This window comes from Hymenobacter siberiensis (assembly GCF_018967865.2).
GTDB lineage: Bacteria > Bacteroidota > Bacteroidia > Cytophagales > Hymenobacteraceae > Hymenobacter > Hymenobacter siberiensis.
Window position 1 is genome coordinate 2,782,614 of sequence record NZ_JAHLZY020000001.1, and the last position, 20,722, is coordinate 2,803,335.

At 58.3% G+C, this 20,722-nt stretch carries 15 protein-coding genes and 2 pseudogenes; 7 read left to right on the forward strand and 10 right to left on the reverse strand.

The window, feature by feature from the left end:
- Positions 1 to 32: 32 nt before the first annotated feature.
- The 7 genes and pseudogenes from KQ659_RS12405 to KQ659_RS12435 all read right to left on the reverse strand — a co-directional run bounded on the left by KQ659_RS12405 (position 33) and on the right by KQ659_RS12435 (position 11,895).
- Positions 33 to 1,082 carry a methyltransferase domain-containing protein gene (locus KQ659_RS12405; RefSeq protein ID WP_216688515.1) on the reverse strand — a complete coding sequence of 350 codons (1,050 nt, stop codon included), beginning with the start codon at positions 1,080 to 1,082 and terminating at the stop codon, positions 33 to 35.
- A 91-nt stretch (positions 1,083 to 1,173) separates the two neighbouring features.
- Positions 1,174 to 4,285 (reverse strand): annotated as a pseudogene (locus tag KQ659_RS12410) (efflux RND transporter permease subunit).
- A 339-nt stretch (positions 4,286 to 4,624) separates the two neighbouring features.
- Positions 4,625 to 7,783, reverse strand: coding sequence for an efflux RND transporter permease subunit (locus KQ659_RS12415; RefSeq protein WP_216688514.1), 3,159 nt, complete (start codon positions 7,781 to 7,783; stop codon positions 4,625 to 4,627).
- Positions 7,784 to 7,939: 156 nt separating this feature from the next.
- Complete coding sequence (locus KQ659_RS12420; protein WP_216688513.1) at positions 7,940 to 9,019, reverse strand: efflux RND transporter periplasmic adaptor subunit; 1,080 nt, start codon at positions 9,017 to 9,019, stop codon at positions 7,940 to 7,942.
- A 106-nt stretch (positions 9,020 to 9,125) separates the two neighbouring features.
- Positions 9,126 to 10,433, reverse strand: coding sequence for a TolC family protein (locus tag KQ659_RS12425; protein WP_216688512.1), 1,308 nt, complete (start codon positions 10,431 to 10,433; stop codon positions 9,126 to 9,128).
- A 537-nt stretch (positions 10,434 to 10,970) separates the two neighbouring features.
- Entirely contained in the window at positions 10,971 to 11,171 is a 201-nt protein-coding gene (locus KQ659_RS12430) for a hypothetical protein (RefSeq protein WP_216688511.1), read from the reverse strand.
- 385 nt (positions 11,172 to 11,556) lie between these two features.
- A complete protein-coding gene (locus KQ659_RS12435) occupies positions 11,557 to 11,895 on the reverse strand; it encodes a tetratricopeptide repeat protein (RefSeq protein ID WP_216688510.1) in 339 nt (112 codons plus the stop codon).
- A 154-nt stretch (positions 11,896 to 12,049) separates the two neighbouring features.
- Here KQ659_RS12435 and KQ659_RS12440 point away from each other — a divergent pair, with 154 nt between their 5' ends.
- The 4 genes and pseudogenes from KQ659_RS12440 (at position 12,050) to KQ659_RS12455 (ending at position 15,372) form a co-directional block, all read left to right on the forward strand.
- Positions 12,050 to 12,790, forward strand: coding sequence for an electron transfer flavoprotein subunit beta/FixA family protein (locus KQ659_RS12440; protein ID WP_168674188.1), 741 nt, complete (start codon positions 12,050 to 12,052; stop codon positions 12,788 to 12,790).
- Between the two features lie 105 nt (positions 12,791 to 12,895).
- The gene (locus tag KQ659_RS12445) at positions 12,896 to 13,873 is read left to right on the forward strand and encodes an electron transfer flavoprotein subunit alpha/FixB family protein (RefSeq protein ID WP_216688509.1); all 978 of its coding nucleotides are present in this window, start codon (positions 12,896 to 12,898) and stop codon (positions 13,871 to 13,873) included.
- A 214-nt stretch (positions 13,874 to 14,087) separates the two neighbouring features.
- The gene (locus KQ659_RS12450) at positions 14,088 to 14,720 is read left to right on the forward strand and encodes a bifunctional nuclease family protein (RefSeq protein ID WP_216688508.1); all 633 of its coding nucleotides are present in this window, start codon (positions 14,088 to 14,090) and stop codon (positions 14,718 to 14,720) included.
- Between the two features lie 112 nt (positions 14,721 to 14,832).
- Positions 14,833 to 15,372, forward strand: a pseudogene (locus tag KQ659_RS12455) (YfiT family bacillithiol transferase).
- Positions 15,373 to 15,516: 144 nt separating this feature from the next.
- Here KQ659_RS12455 and KQ659_RS12465 read toward each other — a convergent pair.
- Together KQ659_RS12465 and KQ659_RS12470 are read right to left on the reverse strand one after the other, a co-directional pair.
- Positions 15,517 to 16,332, reverse strand: a complete 816-nt coding sequence (locus KQ659_RS12465) for an ABC transporter ATP-binding protein (protein WP_216688507.1) — start codon at positions 16,330 to 16,332, stop codon at positions 15,517 to 15,519.
- A 135-nt stretch (positions 16,333 to 16,467) separates the two neighbouring features.
- A complete protein-coding gene (locus KQ659_RS12470) occupies positions 16,468 to 17,199 on the reverse strand; it encodes an MlaE family ABC transporter permease (RefSeq protein ID WP_168674183.1) in 732 nt (243 codons plus the stop codon).
- Positions 17,200 to 17,290: 91 nt separating this feature from the next.
- On the opposite strand from KQ659_RS12470, the gene KQ659_RS12475 reads away from it, so the two are divergent.
- A complete protein-coding gene (locus KQ659_RS12475; RefSeq protein WP_216688506.1) occupies positions 17,291 to 18,025 on the forward strand; it encodes an SDR family oxidoreductase in 735 nt (244 codons plus the stop codon).
- Positions 18,026 to 18,100: 75 nt separating this feature from the next.
- Here the strand turns inward: KQ659_RS12475 and KQ659_RS12480 are convergent, their stop codons facing one another.
- The gene (locus KQ659_RS12480) at positions 18,101 to 18,805 is read right to left on the reverse strand and encodes a GIN domain-containing protein (protein ID WP_226929965.1); all 705 of its coding nucleotides are present in this window, start codon (positions 18,803 to 18,805) and stop codon (positions 18,101 to 18,103) included.
- A gap of 119 nt (positions 18,806 to 18,924) precedes the next feature.
- Between KQ659_RS12480 and KQ659_RS12485 the strand changes: the two genes are divergently transcribed.
- Both KQ659_RS12485 and gldA read left to right on the forward strand, forming a co-directional pair.
- Positions 18,925 to 19,617, forward strand: a complete 693-nt coding sequence (locus tag KQ659_RS12485; protein ID WP_216688504.1) for an SDR family oxidoreductase — start codon at positions 18,925 to 18,927, stop codon at positions 19,615 to 19,617.
- A 155-nt stretch (positions 19,618 to 19,772) separates the two neighbouring features.
- On the forward strand, positions 19,773 to 20,714 hold the full coding sequence (gldA, locus tag KQ659_RS12490) for a gliding motility-associated ABC transporter ATP-binding subunit GldA (protein WP_226915533.1): 942 nt from the start codon (positions 19,773 to 19,775) through the stop codon (positions 20,712 to 20,714).
- Positions 20,715 to 20,722 lie beyond the last annotated feature (8 nt).

The window sequence follows — 20,722 nt, forward strand, 5'->3', positions numbered from 1 at the left end:
CCTTTCCTTTTTAGCAAAAAAACCGAAACTCCCTAGCAGCAGCTGCCGCTCACGGCCTCGCCGGAGGCCACTGCTAACGGCGACGGACCGCAGTCGAACAGGCCGAAGTGCTGGCTGGTATCGCCCATTACCTTGAAGTGGGAGCCGTAGCGGGTATCAGCCACCATGGCGGCAGTGTTGCCACACACCAGCATGGGACGGCCGGTTTCGAAGGTGTGATGGTCGTCGAGCACGAACTTGTTGGGCTGGCCGGGAATGGTGCCCAGGTAAGTAGCCACCTGGCCGTGGTCTTCGCACTTGTCTTCGATGTCGAGCTTGAAGGCCCGCACGGTGAGCGAGTAGAAGCCGATATTGCCTACTTTTTCCTCGATTTCAGCATTGTTGATGGTGAGGCGGCGGCTGCTGAGCACGCGGTAGTCGTTGATGCCCAAGCGGAGCAACAGGCGGCGGAAATCCTCGGTGTACATGGCGCCGCTCAGGCATTCGCCGTAGAGAATGGGGTCCTGGCGCAGGATTTCGGGCACGCGGCGGTCGGCAAACACGTCGGCGATGAACAGCTCACCGCCGGGCTTCAGCACCCGGAAAATTTCGCGGTAGGTGGCCTCTTTGTCGGTGCTCAGGTTGAGCACGCAGTTGCTCACCACCAAGTCCACGCTGTTGTCGGGGATGTTGGCCGATTTCAGGTCTTCGATGTAGCCGTGGCGGAACTCCACGTTAGGCTTCGAGTAGCCAAAGGTGACGGTATGGGCATCAATGTGACGGCGGGCCACATCGAGCTGCTCCTCGGTCATGTCCACGCCGATAACGTGGCCATGCTCGCCCACCAGCTTGGAAAGCAAATAAGCGTCGCGGCCCGAACCGGAGCCCAGGTCAAGTACCGTGATGCCTTCAATGGCATCGGGAATGCACACGCCGCAGCCATAATATTTCTCCAGTACCTCTGACTCCATTTGGGCCAGAATACGCCGGTGCGCAAGCGGAATATCATCGGTGCAGCAGGCATTGGTGAGCAGGTCCTGACTGGTTTGCAATTGGGTGCCGTAGTAGTCCTGCACCTGAGCGCGGGTTTCGGAAGAGGCCATAATTATGAAATTCGATGATGGAGGCAAAAAATACGTTGCGCCGGGAATAACTGGTTTGCCCAGCTAAAGTTCTTTCGCTGCAAATTACGGCCTATGCCCCCACCAACACCGGCCGCTCCTTCCGCTGGCGCTTGGGAGCCGGGCCATTCTGGTTCATCTCACAGTAGAAGAAGGCGAAGATGAGCGGGAAAATCAGCAGGGGAAGTACCGTGGCCGTCACCAGCCCACTAATCACCACAATGGCCAGCGGCTTCTGCGTTTCGGAGCCGATGCCGGTGCTGAGGGCCGCCGGAAACAGGCCAATCATGGCCATGAGGGCCGTCATCACCACGGGGCGCACGCGCGAGGCCACGCCCAGGCGCAGGATTTCGCTCAGGCTCAGCTTCTTGCGCAGGCTTTCCTTGAACACGATGATGAGCACGATGCCGTTCTGAATACATATCCCCAGCAGCGCAATGAAGCCGATGCCGGCCGAAATCGAGAAGTTGACGCCCGTGAGGTGTAGCGCCGCGATGCCGCCGATGAGGGCAAACGGCACGTTGGCCAGTACCAGCGCGGCATCCTTGCCATTTCCGAAGGTGATAAACAGCAGGATAAAGACGATGACCAGCGACACCGGCACCACTTGCCCCAGGTGTTTGGTGGCCCGCACCTGGTTCTCAAACTCGCCGGCCCACTCAATGCGGTAGCCCTTGTCGAGCTTGATGCTTTGGTCCATCTTCTTCTGAGCCTCGGCGATGGTCGAGCTCATGTCACGGTCCCGAATGGAGAACTTCACCGCGATAAAGCGCTGGCCGTTATCGTGGTACACGAAGGCCGAGCCATTGCTGGTGCCAATTTCGGCAATCTCCTTCAGCGCCACCTTGCTGCCCCGGATGGTGGGCACGCGCAACCCGCCGATTTTCTGCTCGGTGTCAAGGTTCTGCTTGGGGTAGCGCACCGTCACGTCGAATTTGCGCTCGCCCTCGTAAATCTGGGTAGCGGCCTTGCCGCCTACCGCAATTTCTACCACGGTCTGATCATCAGTGGTTTGCACGCCCTATACAGCCATGCGGGTCTGGTCGAGGCGCACGCTCATTTCGGGCTGGCCCAGGTTGCGCAGAATGCCCAGGTCCTTCACGCCGCGCACGGTGCCCAGGTCCTTCATCACCTCATTGGACTTGCCGTCGAGCTCCTTGAGGTCATTGCCAAAAATCTTCACGGCCAGCGCCGCGTTGATGCCCGCCACGGCTTCCGCCACGTTGTCGATAATCGGCTGTGAGTAATTGAAAATAATGCCGGGGTACTCCTTCAGCTTTTTGTCCATCTCCTCAATCAGCTGCTCCTTAGTGATGTCGCGCTTCCACTCGTCCTTGGGTTTGAGGTTCACCTGGGCCTGCACGTAGTAAGTACCCAAAGGGTCGGTGCCGTCGTTGGAGCGGCCCATTTGCGAAAGCACCGACGTCACTTCCGGAAACGAGCGCAGGATGCGGCGGTAGTTGGCCGCCATCTTGTTGGTTTCCGTCAGGGAAGACGACATCGGCAGCTTGGTTTCTACCCACAGCGCGCCCTCGTTCAGTTTGGGCAGAAACTCCGAGCCCAGCAATTTAAACGAATACAGGCCGGCCACTACCACCACCATCGTCACGCCGAAGCTCAGCATCTTGTGGCGGTAAGTGAAGCCAAAAGCATTGGTTACAATGGTGTCGAAGAAGGTTACGATGGGGTTGTGCTTCTCCTTCACGTTCTTGTTCAGCAGCAGCGAGCACAGCACGGGCACCAGCGTCAGCGTCAGATCAGGGCAGAGCCCAGCGTGTAGGCCAGCAGGCTGAACATCTTGCCCTCCACTTTCTCGAAGGCAAAAATGGGCAGCAGGCAGGTCAGAATAATCAGCTTCGAGAAGAACACGGCCTTGCCCAGCTCGCCACCAGTCTTCTTAATCATGCCCATCTTGGCCAGCTTGTTGAACTTCTCCATGCCCACCTGCTGGGCCTTGTGGTCGAGCACCACGAAAACACCCTCCACCATCACCATCACCACCGCCCCGTCGATGATGATGCCGAAATCAATCGCGCCCATGCTCAACAAGTTGGCGCTCATGCCTTCCAGCCGCAAACACACGAAGGTAAACAGCAGCGCCAGCGGCACCACAATGCCCACTGTGAGCGTGGTGCGCCAGTCGGCCATGAAGATGAGCGTGACGAGTACAATGCCCTCCATCAGGTTGTGAATCACGGTGTGCGTGCAGTGGTCCATCAGCACGTCTAGGTCGTATAACACTTTGATATACAAGTTATTGGGTAGCACCTTTTCGTTGAGCTCAGCACCTCGGCGGGGGTTTCGCCCTTGCGCATTACCACGATGCCTTCCACGACGTCGCTCTGGTCGTCCAGCCCGGCCTGGCCCACGCGGGGGGCGTTGCTTTCCTTCACCTGAGCCACGTTGCGCACCAGCACCGGCACGTTATTAATGTCCTTGACGATGATGTTGCCGATGTCCTCGGGCTTGGTGAGCAGGCCGATACCGCGCACCACGTAGCTCTGCGAGTTCTTCTCAATCACGTCGCCGCCCAACGTTCATGTTCGACTTCTGCACGGCTTCGAACACCTCCAGCGGCGTCATGTCGTACTTGGCCAGCATGGCGGGGTTCACGCTGATTTCGTACACCTTACGCGTGCCGCCGAAAGCCGCGATATCGGCCACGCCGGGCACCGATTTTAGCTGCCGCTCCACCGTCCAGTCCTGAATGGCGAGTAACTCGTTAGTGCTGCGGCCGGTGCGGCTCTGCACCGTGTAGCGGAAAATCTCGCCCGTCGGGCCGTCGGGCGGCTGCACATGTAAGTCGCAGCCGGCGGGTAGATTCACCCCACTCAGTAGGTTGTTCACCTGCTGAGTGGGGTGAAGAAGTCCTCCACGTTGCCCTCGAAGTTTATCTTGAGCACCGACAGGCCAAACATGCTGATGGAGCGCATTTTACTCTTCATCTGCACCGAGTTCATGGCCACCTCGATGGGCGTACTCACGAAGCGCTCCACCTCCCCGGCCGAGCGGCCGGGCCAGAGACTCACGATAATCATTTGGATATTCGTCACGTCCGGAAACGCCTCGATGGGCGTGTGGACGTAGCTGTAGGTGCCGCCGGCTACGAGCAGCGCCGTCATGAAAAAGATGAAGAAGCGGTTCTTCAGCGAGAAGGCGACGATGCCGGAAATAAACTTGTTCATAGCAGTGCGGGGTGGGAAGCGGCGGCGTAGTGGACTGCGGTAGCATTCGGTTTGAATTTAAACCGACTGAGAAATGAAATTTTAGTGAAAAGTTGATGAGTAAATAATGAAGGTTGAATGAAGTCATGAAGCGGAAATGAAGATGAAAAGCATAAAAAAATCCCGCTGCCTTGTCAGGCAGCGGGATTTTTTTATGAGGCTGTTTAGAAAGTCCCCGAACGGTCATGCAGAGCGCAGCGAAGCATGACCGTTCGGGGACCTTTTGTGACTTTCTAAACAACTCCACTGTAGTGTAAACGCTGTAAGGCTACGTCGAGTTGGAGCGCGTTTTATTTGGCATCAATGTACTGCCAACGGCTCAACAGAACCTTTCTCGCCGGGCAGCGGCACATACTTGGTGTGCTCGCTCCGATAAAACCGCTCAAATACCAGCGGGAACACGAAGAGCGTGAGGATAGTCCCCGTAATGAGGCCGCCAATTACCACAATAGCCAGTGGCTTGGACGTCTCCGAGCCGATGCCCGTTGAGATGGCGGCCGGCATCAGGCCGATGGTGGCCATAAGGGCCGTCATCACCACGGGGCGCACCCGCGAAATCACGCCTTCGTTGATGCTGTGGTCAAGCGTGTACTTCTTCACCAGGTTCTGCTTGAAAACGGATATCAAAATCACCCCGTTCTGAATACAAATACCGAACAGGGCGATGAAGCCGATACCGGCCGAAATCGAGAAGTTGGTGTGCGTGAGCAACAGCGCCGCAATGCCGCCGATGATGGCAAACGGCACGTTGAGCAGCACCAGCCCGGCATCTTTCAGGTTGCCGAAGAGAATGAACAGGATGAAGAAGATGAGGCCCAGGGAAATGGGCACCACCTGCGAGAGCCGCTGCTGGGCGCGGCGCTGGTTCTCGAAATCGCCGGTCCATTTCTGCTCATAGCCTTTGGGCAGCACGACGTGGCGGTTCACTTTTTCCTGGGCTTCCTTAATGGTAGAGCCCATGTCGCGGCCCCGGATGGAGAACTTCACGGCAGCGAAGCGGCGGTTGTCGTCGCGGTAAATCAGGCTGGGGCCGGTGACAGAGCCAATAGTAGCAATTTCGGTGAGCGGGATGGTTTTGCCCGACTGCGTGGGCACCATCAGGGCCGAAATTTCGGTAGGCGTCTGGCGAAACTGGGGCTCGTAGCGCACCCGGATGGGGAATTTGCGCTCGCCTTCGTACAGCTGAGTGGCTTCCTTGCCGCCCACTGCCATTTCCAGCACCGAAGCTGCGTCGGTCTTGCTCACGCCGTAGCTGGCCATGCGGCGCTCGTCGAGGTCGACGTGAAACTCGGGCTGGCCGATGTTGCGCAGCACCCCCAGGTCGTCAATGCCTTTCACGGTTTTCAGTATTTCGTACACCTCGCGGGCCTTGGATTCGAGCGTGGCTAAATCGGAGCCGTAAATCTTCACCGCAATCGAGCCTTTCACGCCCGAGGCGGCTTCCTCCACGTTGTCGGTGATGGGCTGCGAGAAGTTGAAATCGACGCCCGCAAACTTGTCGAGCTTGGCCTTCATCCGCGCCACCAAGTCCTCGCGGTATACCTTGGATTTCATCTTCTTCTCGACCTCCGGCGTGTGCTTCAGCTGCACCAGAAATTCGTTGTTGTAGAAGCCCGTGGGGTCGGTACCGTCGTTGGGGCGGCCGGTCTGGCTCACCACATCACTCACCTCGGAGAAACTCAGAAAATCGCGCCGCATCTTGTTACACAGCTCATTGCTCGACTCCAGGCTGATGCTCAACGGCAGTTGAGCCCGCACGTAAATCGAGCCTTCGTTCAGCTCCGGCAGAAATTCTGAGCCGAGGAAGGAGAACGAATACAGACCCACGGCCGTCACCACGAAGGCAATAATGAGCGTGGCGGTTTTACGGGCGTAGGTGAAGCGGAAGAAGCGGTTGGCCCCGTTGTTTACGCCGCGCACGAAGAAGTTGTCCTTCTCCTTCACGTTCTTTTTCAGCAGGATACTCACCAGCACCGGCACCAGCGTGAGGGTGAAAATCAGCGCGCCCAGCAGGGCGAAGCCCAGCGTCCAGGCCAGCGGTGAGAACACCTTACCCTCCACTTTCTCGAAAGAGAAAATCGGCAGCAGCGCCGTGATAATAATGGCCTTGGCGAAGAAAATCGACTTGCCCATCTCGCGGCCCGACTTCTTAATCAGCCCCAGCTTGGAGAGCTTATTGAAGCGCTCCATGCCCAGCTCGTGCGCCTTGTGGTCGAGGGCCACAAACAAGCCCTCCACCATCACCACCGCGCCGTCGATGATGATGCCGAAGTCGATGGCCCCCATACTCAGCAAGTTGGCGCTCATGCCGCGCAGCCGCAGACAGATGAAGGCAAACAGCAGCGCCAACGGAATAATCACCGACACAATCACCGTGGTGCGCCAGTCGGCCATGAACAGGAACACGATAAGCGTCACCAGCACAATGCCTTCCAACAGGTTGTGAATCACCGTTTCCGTGGAGAAGTCAATCAGCTGCTGCCGGTCGTAGAAGGTTTTCATCTTCACATCGGGCGGCAGGATTTTCGAGTTCAGCTCATCCACCTTAGCGTGCAGACGGGCAATGACTTCCGAGGGGTTTTCGCCCTTGCGCATCACCACGATTCCTTCCAGCTTGTCGTCCTCGAAGCCCCGGCCTACCTGACCCAGGCGCGGCAGGGCGCTTTCGCTCACGCGGGCCACATCGCGCACCAGAATGGGCACGCCGTTCACGTTCTTAATTACCGTGTTGGTGATATCCGAGATGTTGTTCAGCAGGCCAATACCGCGCACCACGTAGTTCTGCTGGCCCTGGTTTATCACGTCGCCGCCCACGTTGATGTTGGAGCGCTGCACGGCGTTGTACAGGTCGAGCGGCGTGAGGCCGAAATCCTGCAATTTACCGGGGTTCACCGAAATTTCGTAGGCCTTCACCTCGCCGCCGAAGCTGTTCACGTCGGCCACGCCGGGCACGGCTTTCAGGTTGCGCTCAATCACCCAGTCCTGCAGAGTTTTGAGCTCGCGCACGGTTTTATTCTTACTCTCCAGCGTGTAGCGGTAGATTTCGCCGGTGGGGCCGTAGGGCGGCTGCACGTCGGGCGTGATGCCGTCGGGCAGGTCCACCTCGCGCAGCAGGTTGTTCACCTGCGGGCGGGCAAAGGCGTCGTCCACGCCATCGTCAAAAATCACCTTCACCACCGACAGGCCAAAGAGCGTGGTGCTGCGTACCGAGGCCTTTTTCTGCACCGGGTTCAGGGCGATTTCGATGGGCACGGTTACGAACTTTTCCATCTCCTCGGCCGAGCGGCCGGGCCACTGCGTGATGATGGTGATTTCGGTGTTGGTCACGTCCGGAAACGCCTCAATGGGCGTGTTCCGATAGCTCACTACGCCCATCACCACCACCACCAGCGTCATGAGGAAGATGAAGCCCTTGTTTTTAAGCGAAAAGGCGATAATGCCTTGGATGAACTTATTCATGGTGTCATTTAACAATTAACATTTATCATTTAACAACTCATAATCAACCTCTACCACTAACTTTTCTCATCTACTGGAAGCACAAGACGCAGCCAGCCCAGCCTCATAAAGGCTGATTGAAAAATGTTAAATGATAAATGTTAATTGTTAAATGACCTAGTCATTCAGCTCGTCGTACACCAACAGCTGGTCCTTCGCAATCACCACATCGCCCGCTTTGAGGCCGCTGGTGATGTAGCTGTAGTCGCCCACCGTTTTGCTGATGGTCACGGGACGGGTTTCCACGTGGGTGCGGTCCTTGAACACCATCACGAAGTTGCGGTCCTTATCGAAAACGACAGACTTAGCGGGCACGGCCAGGGCCTTCGCCCCTTCCGTATTTACCACCCGCACCTGGGCATACATTTCGGGCTTGAGCAGGTAGCCGGGGTTGTCGAGGCGCACGCGCACCTTCATCACCTTGCTGTCGGGGTCGAGCACGTTGAATACCTTGTCAATCTTGCCCCGGAAATGCTTATCCGGGTAGCTCAGCGTGGTCACGTCAGCCGAGTAGCCTTCCTTCACCTTCGAGATATCCGACTCAAACACGTTGGCCATAATCCAGACATCATCCAGGTCGCTCACCGTGAATAGGTTGCCCACGTTATCGTTGTTAAATTGCTCGTGGTCGGTGGCATTCTTCTCGGTAATGAAGCCCGATATCGGGGCCCGCAGCTCGTACATGCCGTTCTTGCCGATGCCATACACGCTGAGCTGCTTCACGTTTTTACCCACTGTGCCCCGAGCTTTGGTTACCTCAGCCCGGGCCAGCACCACATCGCGCTCCGAGTTCAGACCGGCTTTAAACATGTCATCGGCCACAGCCAGGTTTTTGCGGGCGATGTCGAGGTCGGAGCTGGCAGCGGTGGTCTGGTTTTGCACATCGGCAATCTCGCCCGACTTGATGACGGCCAGCACCTGGCCTTTGGTCACCTTATCGCCGAGCTGCACTTTCAGCTGCTCTACCACGCCGCCCACCAGGGGGTAAACTTTCACGGTTTTGTCGCCATCGGTGGCGATTTCGCCGGTCAGCACCAGCTCGTCCTGCACCGGGCGCAGGCGCACCGTGTCGAGCACAATCTGCTGCATCATGGTGTCGGACAGGCGGAAGCCCTCCTTCTTCTCTTCTTTAACTTCGGGTTTGGAGCAGCCAACCAGGGTTACGGCGGTCAGCAATGCCAGAAAGGAGCGGTTCATTATAGTTAGCTATTAGCCGTCAGCTTTTAGCTGTTAGCTTTTGATGAATGACAGGGTTTGTATTGGCGTCGGAAGCTAAAAGCTACCAGCTAACAGCTCAATTAGGCTACTCGGCGCGGAACACCGGCTTGCCCACGGCAAAATTCAACTGCTCGAAAGCCCGCACGCGATTGGCCCGCAAGGTATTCAGCTGCACCAGGTTGTTTTTATAGGACTCGAAAAAGTCCAGATATTCCACCACGCTCAGGATACGCTTGGCGTAGCTCTGCTCGATGCCCACCATCAGGCGCGCAAAGGGAGCGGTGTCACGGTCGGTGTTCTGAAACAGCTCGTCATTGCGGGCTGCCAGCTGGTAGGCCTGGTGCACCTCGCTCTGCACCACCAGCTGCTGCTGGTCTACCAGTAGCTGGCTGCCGGCAATCTGCGCTTTGGCCGCCTGAATGTTGCCTTGGTTACGGTTGAAGATGGGCACCGCGATGCCCAGCGTCAACGCACTGTAGTTGTTGATGTAGGAGCCGGCTTTGTCGTAGGTGTAGCCCACGGCCAGGTCGGGAGTGGCCAGTTTCTGTTGCAGCTTCAGGTTCAGATTTTGCTGTTGCAGGCTGGCGCGGCGGGCGTTCAAATCGGTGCGGCGCACCAGGGCGGTATCAATCAACTCCTGCTCCGGGTGGCTGGCCAGGTTCAGCTCGCGGGTCCGGCGCAGGTCTACCAGGGGTACAAACTGGCTGCCGGTCGCGTCGCGCAGCAATACGTGCAAATCGGTTTGGTCCGAAGCCACGTCATTCAGCAGGCTCTGGCGTTCACTTTGCAGCGTAAACAGGAAGGCCCGCAGACGAATCACCTCTTTCAGCGCAATGTTGCCCTTCTCAAACTGCGTCTGGTACAGGGATACGGTACGCGTGAGCGAGGTTATTTCCGTGGCGTAGGTCCTCAGGGTCTGCTGCTTAAAGTATACGTCGTAGAACGTGCTGCGCAGCTGGTAGCGCAGGTTACGCAGCAAATCCTGCAGGTTGTACTGCTCCACTACTGCGTTTTGCTGAGCTACCTGGCCGGCGGCTTTGCGCCGCCCGGCCAGCGAAAACAGCTGCTGCACCGTCACAATGGCCTCGCTGCCTACCGTGCCTTCGGGCACCGTGGGGCGGCCAATCTTGCGGCGCAGCACGTCCTGCTCCACGTATAGCGACGGGTTATCAATCAGGCGGGCCTGCACGGCCTGGGCCTGGGCCACCGTCACATTGTATTGCTGGGCCAGTACGGCCAGGTTATTCTGAGAAAATTGCTGTTCGGCCTGCGGCAGTGCCAGGCGAATGGTATCGGTTGGTGAAGCGTAAATAGCCGTAGCACTTTGGGCGGCGGCGGGCTGAGGGCCCAGGCACCACGCCCCAAAAAGAACCAAGAAAGGGAAACGGGACATAATTGGCGTTGATTTCCTGACAAAGGTGCCGATGCATATATGAGGATAAAATGAATGTTTCATTTACCCCCTGAACGACCTCAAAACCTCGGTGAACGCCCATTTTTAAGGGGGTCAATTCTCTGCGTACGATAGCGCAGCTACGATTAGCGGCGGCCCGGCCCCTCGCCGGCCACCTGCGCCGCCAGCCAATAGCCCTTCACCAGCGGTAGGGAAGTCGCTGACAGCACCGGGGCCAGCAGCTTCGGGCCGCGGGTTGGCCAGGCCCAGTGCGGCTGTAAGCAGCAACATCCAGGAAATAATCCGCCCCTGTCGGTTTCCAGCCTTGGCCGCGCGGATTTCGCCGTTCAGGCCCAGCGTGTTAGCCACCGCTCGCAAGTCGAAGGGCAACAGGGTATTCAGCTGGCTTTTAATGCCGATTAAATTTGCCGTCAGGGTGGCAGCCGACAATCAGTTGTGCTCGGCGTACTGGCCCAGCAGGCCGGGCAGCACCGCTCCCACCAGCATTAGCAGCGTGCTGGCCGTGGTACGCTTCACCTAGGCGTAGTGGCTCACCGAAACTGCAATGGTTTGCCAGGAATTGCCGAATAACACCAGCAGCAGCGTTTCACCCTGCATAAGGGCGCTGTTGGCGGCAGTGCCACTGCCCAGGATGCCCAGCATCCCGGGCACGCTGCCCAACCCGTACAGCGTTGTTTGATACGCCCGGTTATTGCATTCAAAAATGCAGCTGGGCATCGCAGGTTTGGGCCTGTCGGGCCATACCACCCATCATCCCCTTCTCGCCCTCACCCTTAGCATTGAAGCTGTTTAGAAAGTCCCCGAACGGTCATGCAGAGCGCAACGAAGCATCTTGCTCGCATCCTCAGGCCCGTTCAACGATGCGAGCAAGATGCTGCGCTCTGAATGACCGTTTGAGTACTTTTTGTGACTTTCTAAACAACTCCTACATATGCGACGGAGCTACCCTTTTAACCGACCAATATCAATTACCGCCTGCCGAAAGAAATCAACCTGTTGCTTTCCCTTCCAGTAAACCGCAAATACACCGCCGTGGGGCCATTCATCCCCCTACCAACTTCCGGAAAATGGCCCGGCCACTTGCCGGGCCATTTTCGATTGGTTAGTCATCCTCATAGTCAAGACCGAGGCAGCTGTTTAGCGCCTGAAGCAGCTCGCTGGCGGCGTGCTGCTGGCCGGCGGCGCGGGCCACTTTCAGGCCGGTGCGGTACACTTTCTCGGCCTCATCTTTTTTACCAAACTGTTCCAACAACTTGCCGGCGTGGTAGTAAGTCCCCACGTAGTCGGAATGCTCGGTTAATAATTTGTTGTAAAATTCCCAGGCCCGCTCCGGCTCCTGGGCACGGTATTCGGTTGCCAGGGCATATATAGTGAAGGCATCGGTGGGGTCATCGGCATGGAAAGCCAATAACTGTTGCAAACGCGTGGCGGGAGTATTCATTAGGGCAGGAGTTTTGTTTACCTTTGGGGCAAAATTGCGGCTTTTCTGCCGCATATCCCCTGATAAAGATTGGCTGCCGGAAACCGGCAAGCCAGTGTTGGTTGTTATGCATGCAGCCTTTTAAATTCGATTTCGCCACCCTAATCCCGCTTAGATGAAGTTTCTGGTTTGTATTTCCAACGTGCCCGACACGACCACCAAAATCGCCTTCACCCCTGATAACAAGGAGTTCAACAAGGCCGGGGTGCAGTTCGTAATCAACCCCTGGGATGAGTACGCCCTCACCCGCGCCATCGAGCTGAAGGAAGCCGCCGGTAGTGGCACTGTCACCGTCCTCAACGTGGGCGAAGCCGACACCGAGCCCAACATCCGCAAGGCCCTGGCCATTGGGGCTGATGATGCCATCCGGGTGAACGCCGCGCCGCAGGATGCCTACTTCGTGGCCGAGCAAATTGCCGCCATCGCCAAAGAAGGTGCCTACGACGTGATTTTGATGGGCAAGGAAAGCATCGACTACAACGGCTTCCAGGTGCACGGCATGGTGGGCGAGATGCTCGGCATTCCGACCGTGGCCCCGGCCATGAAGCTGGACATGAGCGGCAACACCGCCACGCTGGAGCGCGAAATTGAAGGCGGCAAGGAAATCGTGACCGTGAACACGCCTTTCGTGGCCTCGTGCCAGCAGCCCATGTGCGAGCCCCGCATCCCCAACATGCGCGGCATCATGACGGCCCGCACCAAGCCCCTGAAAGTAGTGCCCGCCATTGGCGAGCCCGCCCGCACCACCGTAGCCGAGTTTGCCTTGCCGCCCAAAAAGCAGGGCGTGAAGCTCATCGATGCTGAGAATGCCGGCGAGCTCATCAAGCTGCTGCGCAACGAAGCGAAAGTCATTTAAAGGGAGTTAAGAGTTAAAAGTTATGAGTTAAGAGTTGGCTATGAGTCAATTCGAGCTCCGACTGGCAACTCTTAACTCATAACTTTTAACTCTTAACTCAAAGACATGTCAGTATTAGTTGTAGTTGAATGCGCCGACGGCGAAGTAAAAAAGTCGTCGCTCGAAGTAGCCTCTTACGGGGCGCAGGTGGCTGCCCAGCTGGGCACCACGGCCACGGCCATTGCCGTAGGCCACGCCAATGAAGCCAACCTGGCCAAGCTGGGCGAGCAGGGCATCACGAAAGTGCTGTTCGACGCCGAGCCCCGCCTCAAGGACTTCGTGAACAACGCCTACACCAAGCTCATTGCCACGGCAGCCGAGCAGGAGCAGGCCAAAATCATCGTGCTGGCCAATTCCAACATTGGCGCGGCGGTGGGCTCGCGCCTGTCGGTGCGGCTGAAGGCCAGCCTGGCCACCAACGTGGTAGAGCTGCCAAAAATCGCCGGCGACCAATTCACGGTGAAGCGCGGCGCATTCTCGGGCAAGGCGTTTTCGGACGTGGTGCTGAGCGGCGACCGCAAAATCATCGCCGTGAAAAAGAACTCGACCGAGGCCAAGCACGATGCCGGCAAAACGGCCGAAGTTGTGAGCTTCGCAGCCCAGCTGTCGGACGCTGACTTTGCTGATGCGCCCACGCAGGTTATCATGCAGGACCAGGCCGGTGGCGTGCTCCTGCCCGAAGCCGCGCTCGTAGTATCGGGCGGCCGGGGCATGAAAGGCCCGGAGAACTGGGGCCTCATTGAGGACCTGGCCAAGGCACTGGGCGCGGGCACGGCCTGCTCCAAGCCCGTGTCGGACGTAGACTGGCGCCCTCACCACGAGCACGTGGGCCAGACCGGCATCACCATCTCGCCGAACCTGTACATTGCCTGCGGCATTTCGGGGGCCATCCAGCACCTGGCCGGCGTGAATAGCTCGAAGGTGATTGTGGTCATCAACAAAGACCCGGAAGCTCCTTTCTTTAAGGCGGCCGATTATGGCATCGTGGGCGACGTTTTTGACATATTGCCCAAGCTAACCGCGGCTGTGAAGGCCCTCAACTAAGGTCTACGTGCAGGCATTGGGGACCCGGTCCGGTGGTTTTCGCAAGAAGGCCGCGGCCCGGGTCCCCAATCTTTTTTTAGCATTTCTGGTTTCTACGGCAGATTTTGGCCGCAGATACCCGGACTTTTCTTTATTTGCACGTACATCCTCTCTACCGGCTTCGGCCCGGCCCTTCCCTCCTTTCCGCTTCCAAGACACCCAGTTCCTTATTCCCTTGAAAAAAATCCAGCTTGAAATCCTGGGGCTTTCGTCCAGCCAGTCGCAATCTGGCTCCTTCGCGCTGATTCTGGGCGAGAAGGGCGGCAACCGCCGCTTGCCCATTATCATTGGCATGTTTGAAGCGCAAAGCATTGCTATTCAGATAGAAAAGATTAGCCCCAATCGCCCTCTTACCCACGACCTGTTCAAATCCTTTGCCGAGCATGTGCACGTGGTGATTCTGGAGGTGGTGATTTCCGACCTCAAAGAAGGCGTTTTCTATTCGCGCATTGTGTGCTCCGACGGGGCCACGACGTTCGATATCGACGCCCGGCCTTCCGATGCCATTGCCATTGGCCTGCGCTTCGGCGTGCCTATTTATACCGTGGAAAGCGTGCTGAGCGAAGCCGGCATCATCCTTTCTGACCTCGACGAAGCCGAAAGCGAAGCCGAAGAAGATGAGGATGACGAGGACGACGACACCGATACGAACTCGCCCCGCGCCAGTCGCGCCCAGCCCGAGCCCCGCGACCCCAGTGGCCAGGTTTCGATGGAAGAGTTATCAAAAATGCTGTCTGAAGCCCTCAACCGCGAGGACTACGAAAAGGCCGCCAAAATCCGCGACGAGCTGAACAAGCGCAACGGCTAATACTGCCGATTGAACCGATTTTAGTGAGTTGAACGGGTTCGTTGCAGGTCCGTTCCTTATCAGTGCAAGCGCCACCCCATTTTGGGGTGGTGTTTTTGCTTACTTCGCAGTTATGAGCCCTACTTCCGATGACCTGCTGCGCTACCCCATTGGCCGGCCGCAGCTGCCTGCCGGCCCCCTCGCCCCTACCGAGCGTACGGCCCTGATTCAGCAGCTGGCCGAGCTTCCGGGCCGGCTCACGGCCATGGCGCGCCGGGTGGGCGGCGAAGGCCTGCAACGCCCCTACCGCCCCGGTGGCTGGACCGGCCGCCAGGTAATTCACCACGTGGCCGACTCGCACATGAACTGCTACTTCCGCTACCGCCTGGCCCTGACGGAGGACAACCCCACCATCCGGCCCTACGACGAAGCGGCCTGGGCCAGGCTGCCCGATGTGGCCGCCACGCCCATTACCGTGTCGCTCACGCTGCTGGAGGCCCTGCATTCGCGCTGAGTTACGCTCTTGCAGCACCTCACGGAAGTGCAATGGCAGCGCACCTTCTACCACCCCGGCAACCAGCGCGAATCGACCCTCGACCAGGCCCTGGCCCTGTATGCCTGGCACGGCCAGCACCATCTGGCGCACTTGGAATCACTGATTGCCGCTGATTAACCGTGATTTCGCTGATTATTTTTCAGCTACGGTTTGGTTTGCGCTGAAGATTCCGCTGATTACTATGCAAAAAGGCCGCTCATTGAGCGGCCTTTTTGCATAGTAATCAGCGGAATCACGGTTAATCAGCGGCAATCAGTGATTTCAGATACCGCCGCCGGACTCACTTTCTTCGGCGAAAGCGGCCATGCCGCCTTCGGTTTCGTCGTCGACGCGCTTGGCGGCGCGTACGAGGCTACTGCTGAAGATAAATTCGCGCAGCTCGGGGACTTTGGCGTTCAGAATTTCTTCCTTGGTACCGTCCCAAAGTTTTTTGCCCTGGTGCAGGAAAATGATGTGCTCACCAATCTCAATCACCGAGTTCATATCGTGGGTTACGATGACGGTGGTGATGTCATATTCGTGGGTGATTTCGTAGATGAGATTGTCGATTTTGGTGCTGGTGGCGGGGTCGAGGCCGGAGTTAGGCTCGTCGCAAAACAGGTAGGTACACTGCGGTGCAATGGCGCGGGCAATGCCCACGCGCTTCTTCATGCCGCCCGAAATTTCGGCGGGCATCTTGTTGCCGGCATTTTCCAGGCCCACGCGCTTTAGACAAAACTCGACCCGCTCGCGCCGCTCTTCGGGCGTCATTTCGGGCGTCAGCATCTGCAGCGGAAACTCTACGTTCTGGGCCACCGTCATCGAGTCGAAAAGCGCCGAACCCTGGAACAGCATCCCGATTTTGCGCCGTATTTCCTGGCGGATATCGATTTTACTGTTGGTGTACACCGTGCCATCGAAGGTGATGGAGCCGATATCGGGCTTCATCAGCCCCACAATGCACTGCAGCAGCACGCTTTTGCCCGTGCCCGAGCCGCCCAGCAGCATGTTGCACTTGCCGGTTTCAAACACGCACGAAATGCCTTTCAGCACGGGCGTGCCGTCGAAGGATTTTTCGATGTTGGATACTTCAATCATTTTGAGGGACTTGGGGTCTTGGGGACTTAGAATTTCAGGCAGGTCACAGGACTCCAAGGCATTTGATACGTTGGCATCATCGGCTGGATTAAATTCCAGCCAATTACTTTAAAACCAATCCCTTAAGACCCTATTTTAGAGCAGCAACGCTGCCAGGGCGAAATCGGCAATGAGGATGGCGATAATGGAATTGGTAACGGCACCGGTGCTGGCCGCGCCTACTTCGAGGGCACCGCCGGTGGTGTAGTAGCCCTTGAAGGCCGAAATGCCCGATACCAAGAAGGCAAACACCACCGCCTTGATGAGGGCGAAGACGATGTTGTAGGGAATAAAATCGGTCCGAATGCCTTCGATATAATCCTGGGCCGTCATCACGCCGGTGAGGGTACCGGCCAGGTAGCCGCCCAAAATGGACAGCAGCATGGCCAGAATAACCAGCAGCGGGAACATAAGAAGCGCCGCCAGAATACGCGGCAGCACAAGGTAGGAAGTAGAATTGATGCCCATTACCTCCAGCGCCGACACCTGTTCGGTGATGCGCATGGTGCCCAGGCCGCCGGCAATGCTGCTGCCCACTTTGCCCGCCAGCACGATGCTGGTGATGGTGGGGGCCAGCTCCAGAATAGTCATTTCGCGCACCATATAGCCGATGGTGGACTGCGGAATGAGCGGATTGGTAAGGTTGTAGGCAATCTGGACGCAGGTAACGGCCCCGATAAAGGCCGACACGATGGACACAATCACAATGGAGTCGACCCCGATGAGGATGGCTTCGTCGATGGTGCGATTCCAGAGGACGCTGAACCGCTCCGTGCGCGTGACCATGCCTCGCAGGAAAAGGACAAACGAGCCGAAAGTTTTAAGCATGAGAATTTGTTGAGGAATAAAAACCGAAGTTTGGGTGCGGCTGTTGCCGCAGACGAAACTTCAGAGGCTTCGCCACCTTACGTAAAATCAGATGAACAAAGCCCAAACGAGCGAAAAATTAATTGTCGTCACCGGCGGCAGCAAAGGTATTGGTCGCGCCGTCGTGGCGCGCTTTCTAAAAGCGGGCTTTCCGGTGGCTACCTGCGCCCGCTCGGCCACCGACCTGGCCGCGCTTACAACCGAGCTGCATGCCGATGTTCCCGGGGCCGTGCTCCACACCCTGCCCGCCGACCTCAGCCAGCAGGCCGACTGCGCCCACTTCGCGGAATTTGTGCTGGCGCTGGGCCTGCCCGTTGACGTGCTGGTGAACAACGCCGGCGCCTTTATTCCCGGCCGCCTCCAGGACGAGCCCGCCGATGGCTCGCAGCTGCGCCAGATGCTGGCCGTGAATTTATTGAGCGCCTACGACGTGACGCTGCCGCTGCTACCGGGCCTTATTGCGCGGGGCCAGGGGCACATTTTCACCATCTGCTCCACGGCCAGCATCACGGCTTACCCCAATGGCGGCTCCTACGGCATTGCCAAGCACGCGCTGCTGGGCTTCACCAAAAACCTGCGCGAGGAGCTAAAAACCAGCGGTGTGCGCGTCACGGCCGTGCTGCCCGGCCCCACGCTCACGGCCAGCTGGGCCGGCGTAGAGCTGCCCGCCGAGCGGTTTGTGCAGGCCGATGATGTAGCCGAGGCGCTGTTTTCGGCCTACTCCCTGTCGCTCCACGCCGTGGTGGAAGAGCTGCTGATTCGGCCGCAGCTGGGCGATTTGGGCTAAGAGGCCATCCTATATTGGTGGGCTACCGGCGAAAATCCGGCAGCCCGCCCATCCGATAGGCGCTGCGCCACGGGCCTACTCGGCTTTCTTGCTGCCTTTGCCGGTTATTTTAATATCCGTGAACGTGGGGGCTCCGCCGTAGAAAAGGGTGCCATTGCCGGCCACGGTGCCGCCCAGGGCGTCGCTGACTCGCACATGAGCATCGGCGTCGCTGTCGCGGGTCATATTGAAATAGCACCGTTTCAGGCTTAGGCTTTGGGCAAATAGTCGGCCCAAGCCCCCCAGGGTAAAGTTCATCTCATCGGCAGCGCCCTGCACCTTGATATCGCCCAGCTCATACAAATCGAGGAACAGCATTTTGGCTTTCACGTTGAGGTCGTAATCTCCGGCGCCCACTAAGTGAAAAAAAATGGTGTCCTGCGCGAACTGGCCCACGGTGCTGGCATTGCCCTGGCCACGCAAAAACACGTTAAGAATGCGCGGCAGGTGCAGCGTTACTTCGCGGGGCGTATCGTAGCTGCGCGCCCAGTTGCAGGTGCTGGTATTATTGATTTCCAGCGCGTTGCCTTTGCGGGTGAGCACGATGTCGCTGATGAGGTTTTCGCCGGCGCGCACCTCGGCGTAGGTCTGGGTATCCTGCACGATGCGCAGGTCCACGTTGTCGAAGGCCGTGACGGTGACCAGGCCGGCATCTACCTCGCGGCGCTGGGTGACGATGGTGCCCGTACTTTTCAGGCAATCGGTGCCGTGGCCCGGGCCACAGGTGCTCAAACCAGCCATTAGCGCGACGCCGAATCCGAGGCGGCCCAGCCGGCGCAGTATCCCAAACCCTCCCAGGCCGCTAACTTGCGGCCGCAAACTCGTTTTGCGCATAATCCCCTTACTTTTCCCAAAGATAAATGGACCTCAGCGGTAAAGTTGCCATCGTGACCGGCGCAAGCAAAGGAATCGGCCTCGCCACCGTGCAAGCCCTGTTGGCCCGCGGCGCGGCCGTGGCCGGCTGGGCCCGCTCGGCTCCCGACCATTTCACGCACGACCGATTCCAGTTTTTCGAGTGTGATGTGCAGGACGAGCACTCCATCACCGAAGCCTTCACCAACACCCAGCGCGAGCTGGGGCCGGAAATTCATGTTCTGGTAAATAATGCCGGCCTGGGCATCATGGGCGACGTGGACGGTTTCCGGACCGAAGACTGGAAAACGATGTTCGATACTAACGTGCTGGGCACTTTCCTGTGCACCCGCGCCGTGCTGCCCCAAATGAAGCAGCAGCAACAGGGCCACGTTGTGAATGTGGCCTCGCTGGCCGGTACGGCGGGCTCGGCCGGCATGTCGGGCTACTGCGCCACGAAGTTTGCGGTTCGGGGCTTTTCCGATTCGCTGTTCAAGGAAGTGCGGCCGGATGGTATCCGCGTGACCTGCGTAATGCCCGGCTCGGTAGAAACTAACTTCAACGGCAAAGAGCCCGGCCTCACGCCCGACCCGCACAAGATGCAACCGGAGGATATTGCCGCCGCCATTGTGCACGCGGTTGAAGCGCCGGACACGACGATGATTTCGGAGATTCAGCTGCGGCCGGCTAACGTGAAGTAAGTTGAACGTCATGCCCATCCCTCAGCACCTGTTTGCCTGCCACAAGTGCGAGGCTAACGTGAAGTAAGTTGAACGTCATGCAGAGCGCAGCGAAGCATCTTTACCTCAATACTAATTAATTACTTGTGCGGTAAAGATGCTTCGCTGCGCTCTGCATGACGTTCTCTCCCCCAACCAAGCACTATCACATGGTAGAAATCGAGCACCTGACCAAAACCTACGGCACCCAAAACGCCGTGGACAACATCAGCTTCACGGCGGGCAAGGGTGAAATTGTGGGCTTCCTCGGGCCGAATGGCGCGGGCAAAAGCACCACCATGAAAATTGCCACCGGCTACCTCCCGCCCACCGCCGGCACGGTGCGGGTGGCTGGCTACGATGTGCTGGTTGACAGCCTGGAAGTGCGCCGGCACGTGGGCTACCTGCCCGAGCACAACCCGCTCTACCTGGATATGTACGTCCACGAGTACCTCGAATTCATTGGCTCGGTGCACGGCCTGCGCGGTTCTGGCCTGCGCACCCGCGTGGCCGAGCTAGTTCGCCGCGTGGGCCTGAGCCGCGAACAGAACAAGCAAATCGGCGCGCTCAGCAAGGGCTACCGGCAGCGGGTGGGCCTCGCCCAGGCCCTCATTCACAACCCCGACGTGCTCATTCTCGACGAGCCCACCACCGGCCTCGACCCTAACCAGATTCTGGAAATCCGCCAGCTCATCCGCGAAGTGGGCGAGGATAAAACCGTCATTTTCAGCACCCACATTCTGCCCGAAGTCACAGCCCTGTGCTCCCGCGTGCTCATCATCAGTCGGGGCAAGCTGGTGGCCGACAGCCCGGTAGCTGAGCTAGCCGCCCGTGCCGCTGGCGAAACCGTGGTGCGTGCCGAGTTCGAAGGCCTGGTTGATACTACTAAGCTGGCCCAGCTCCCCGGCGTGCGCCACGTAGAGGCCGCGCCCGATGGCGCCGTCCTGCTCCGCACCGCACCGGGCGTGGACGTACGCGCCGCCGTGTCACGCCTGGCCGGGCAGGAAGGCTGGATTCTGCTGGGGCTGCGGCAGGAGCAGCAGAGCCTGGAGGAGGTGTTTGGAGAATTGACGAAGTAAGAACGAGA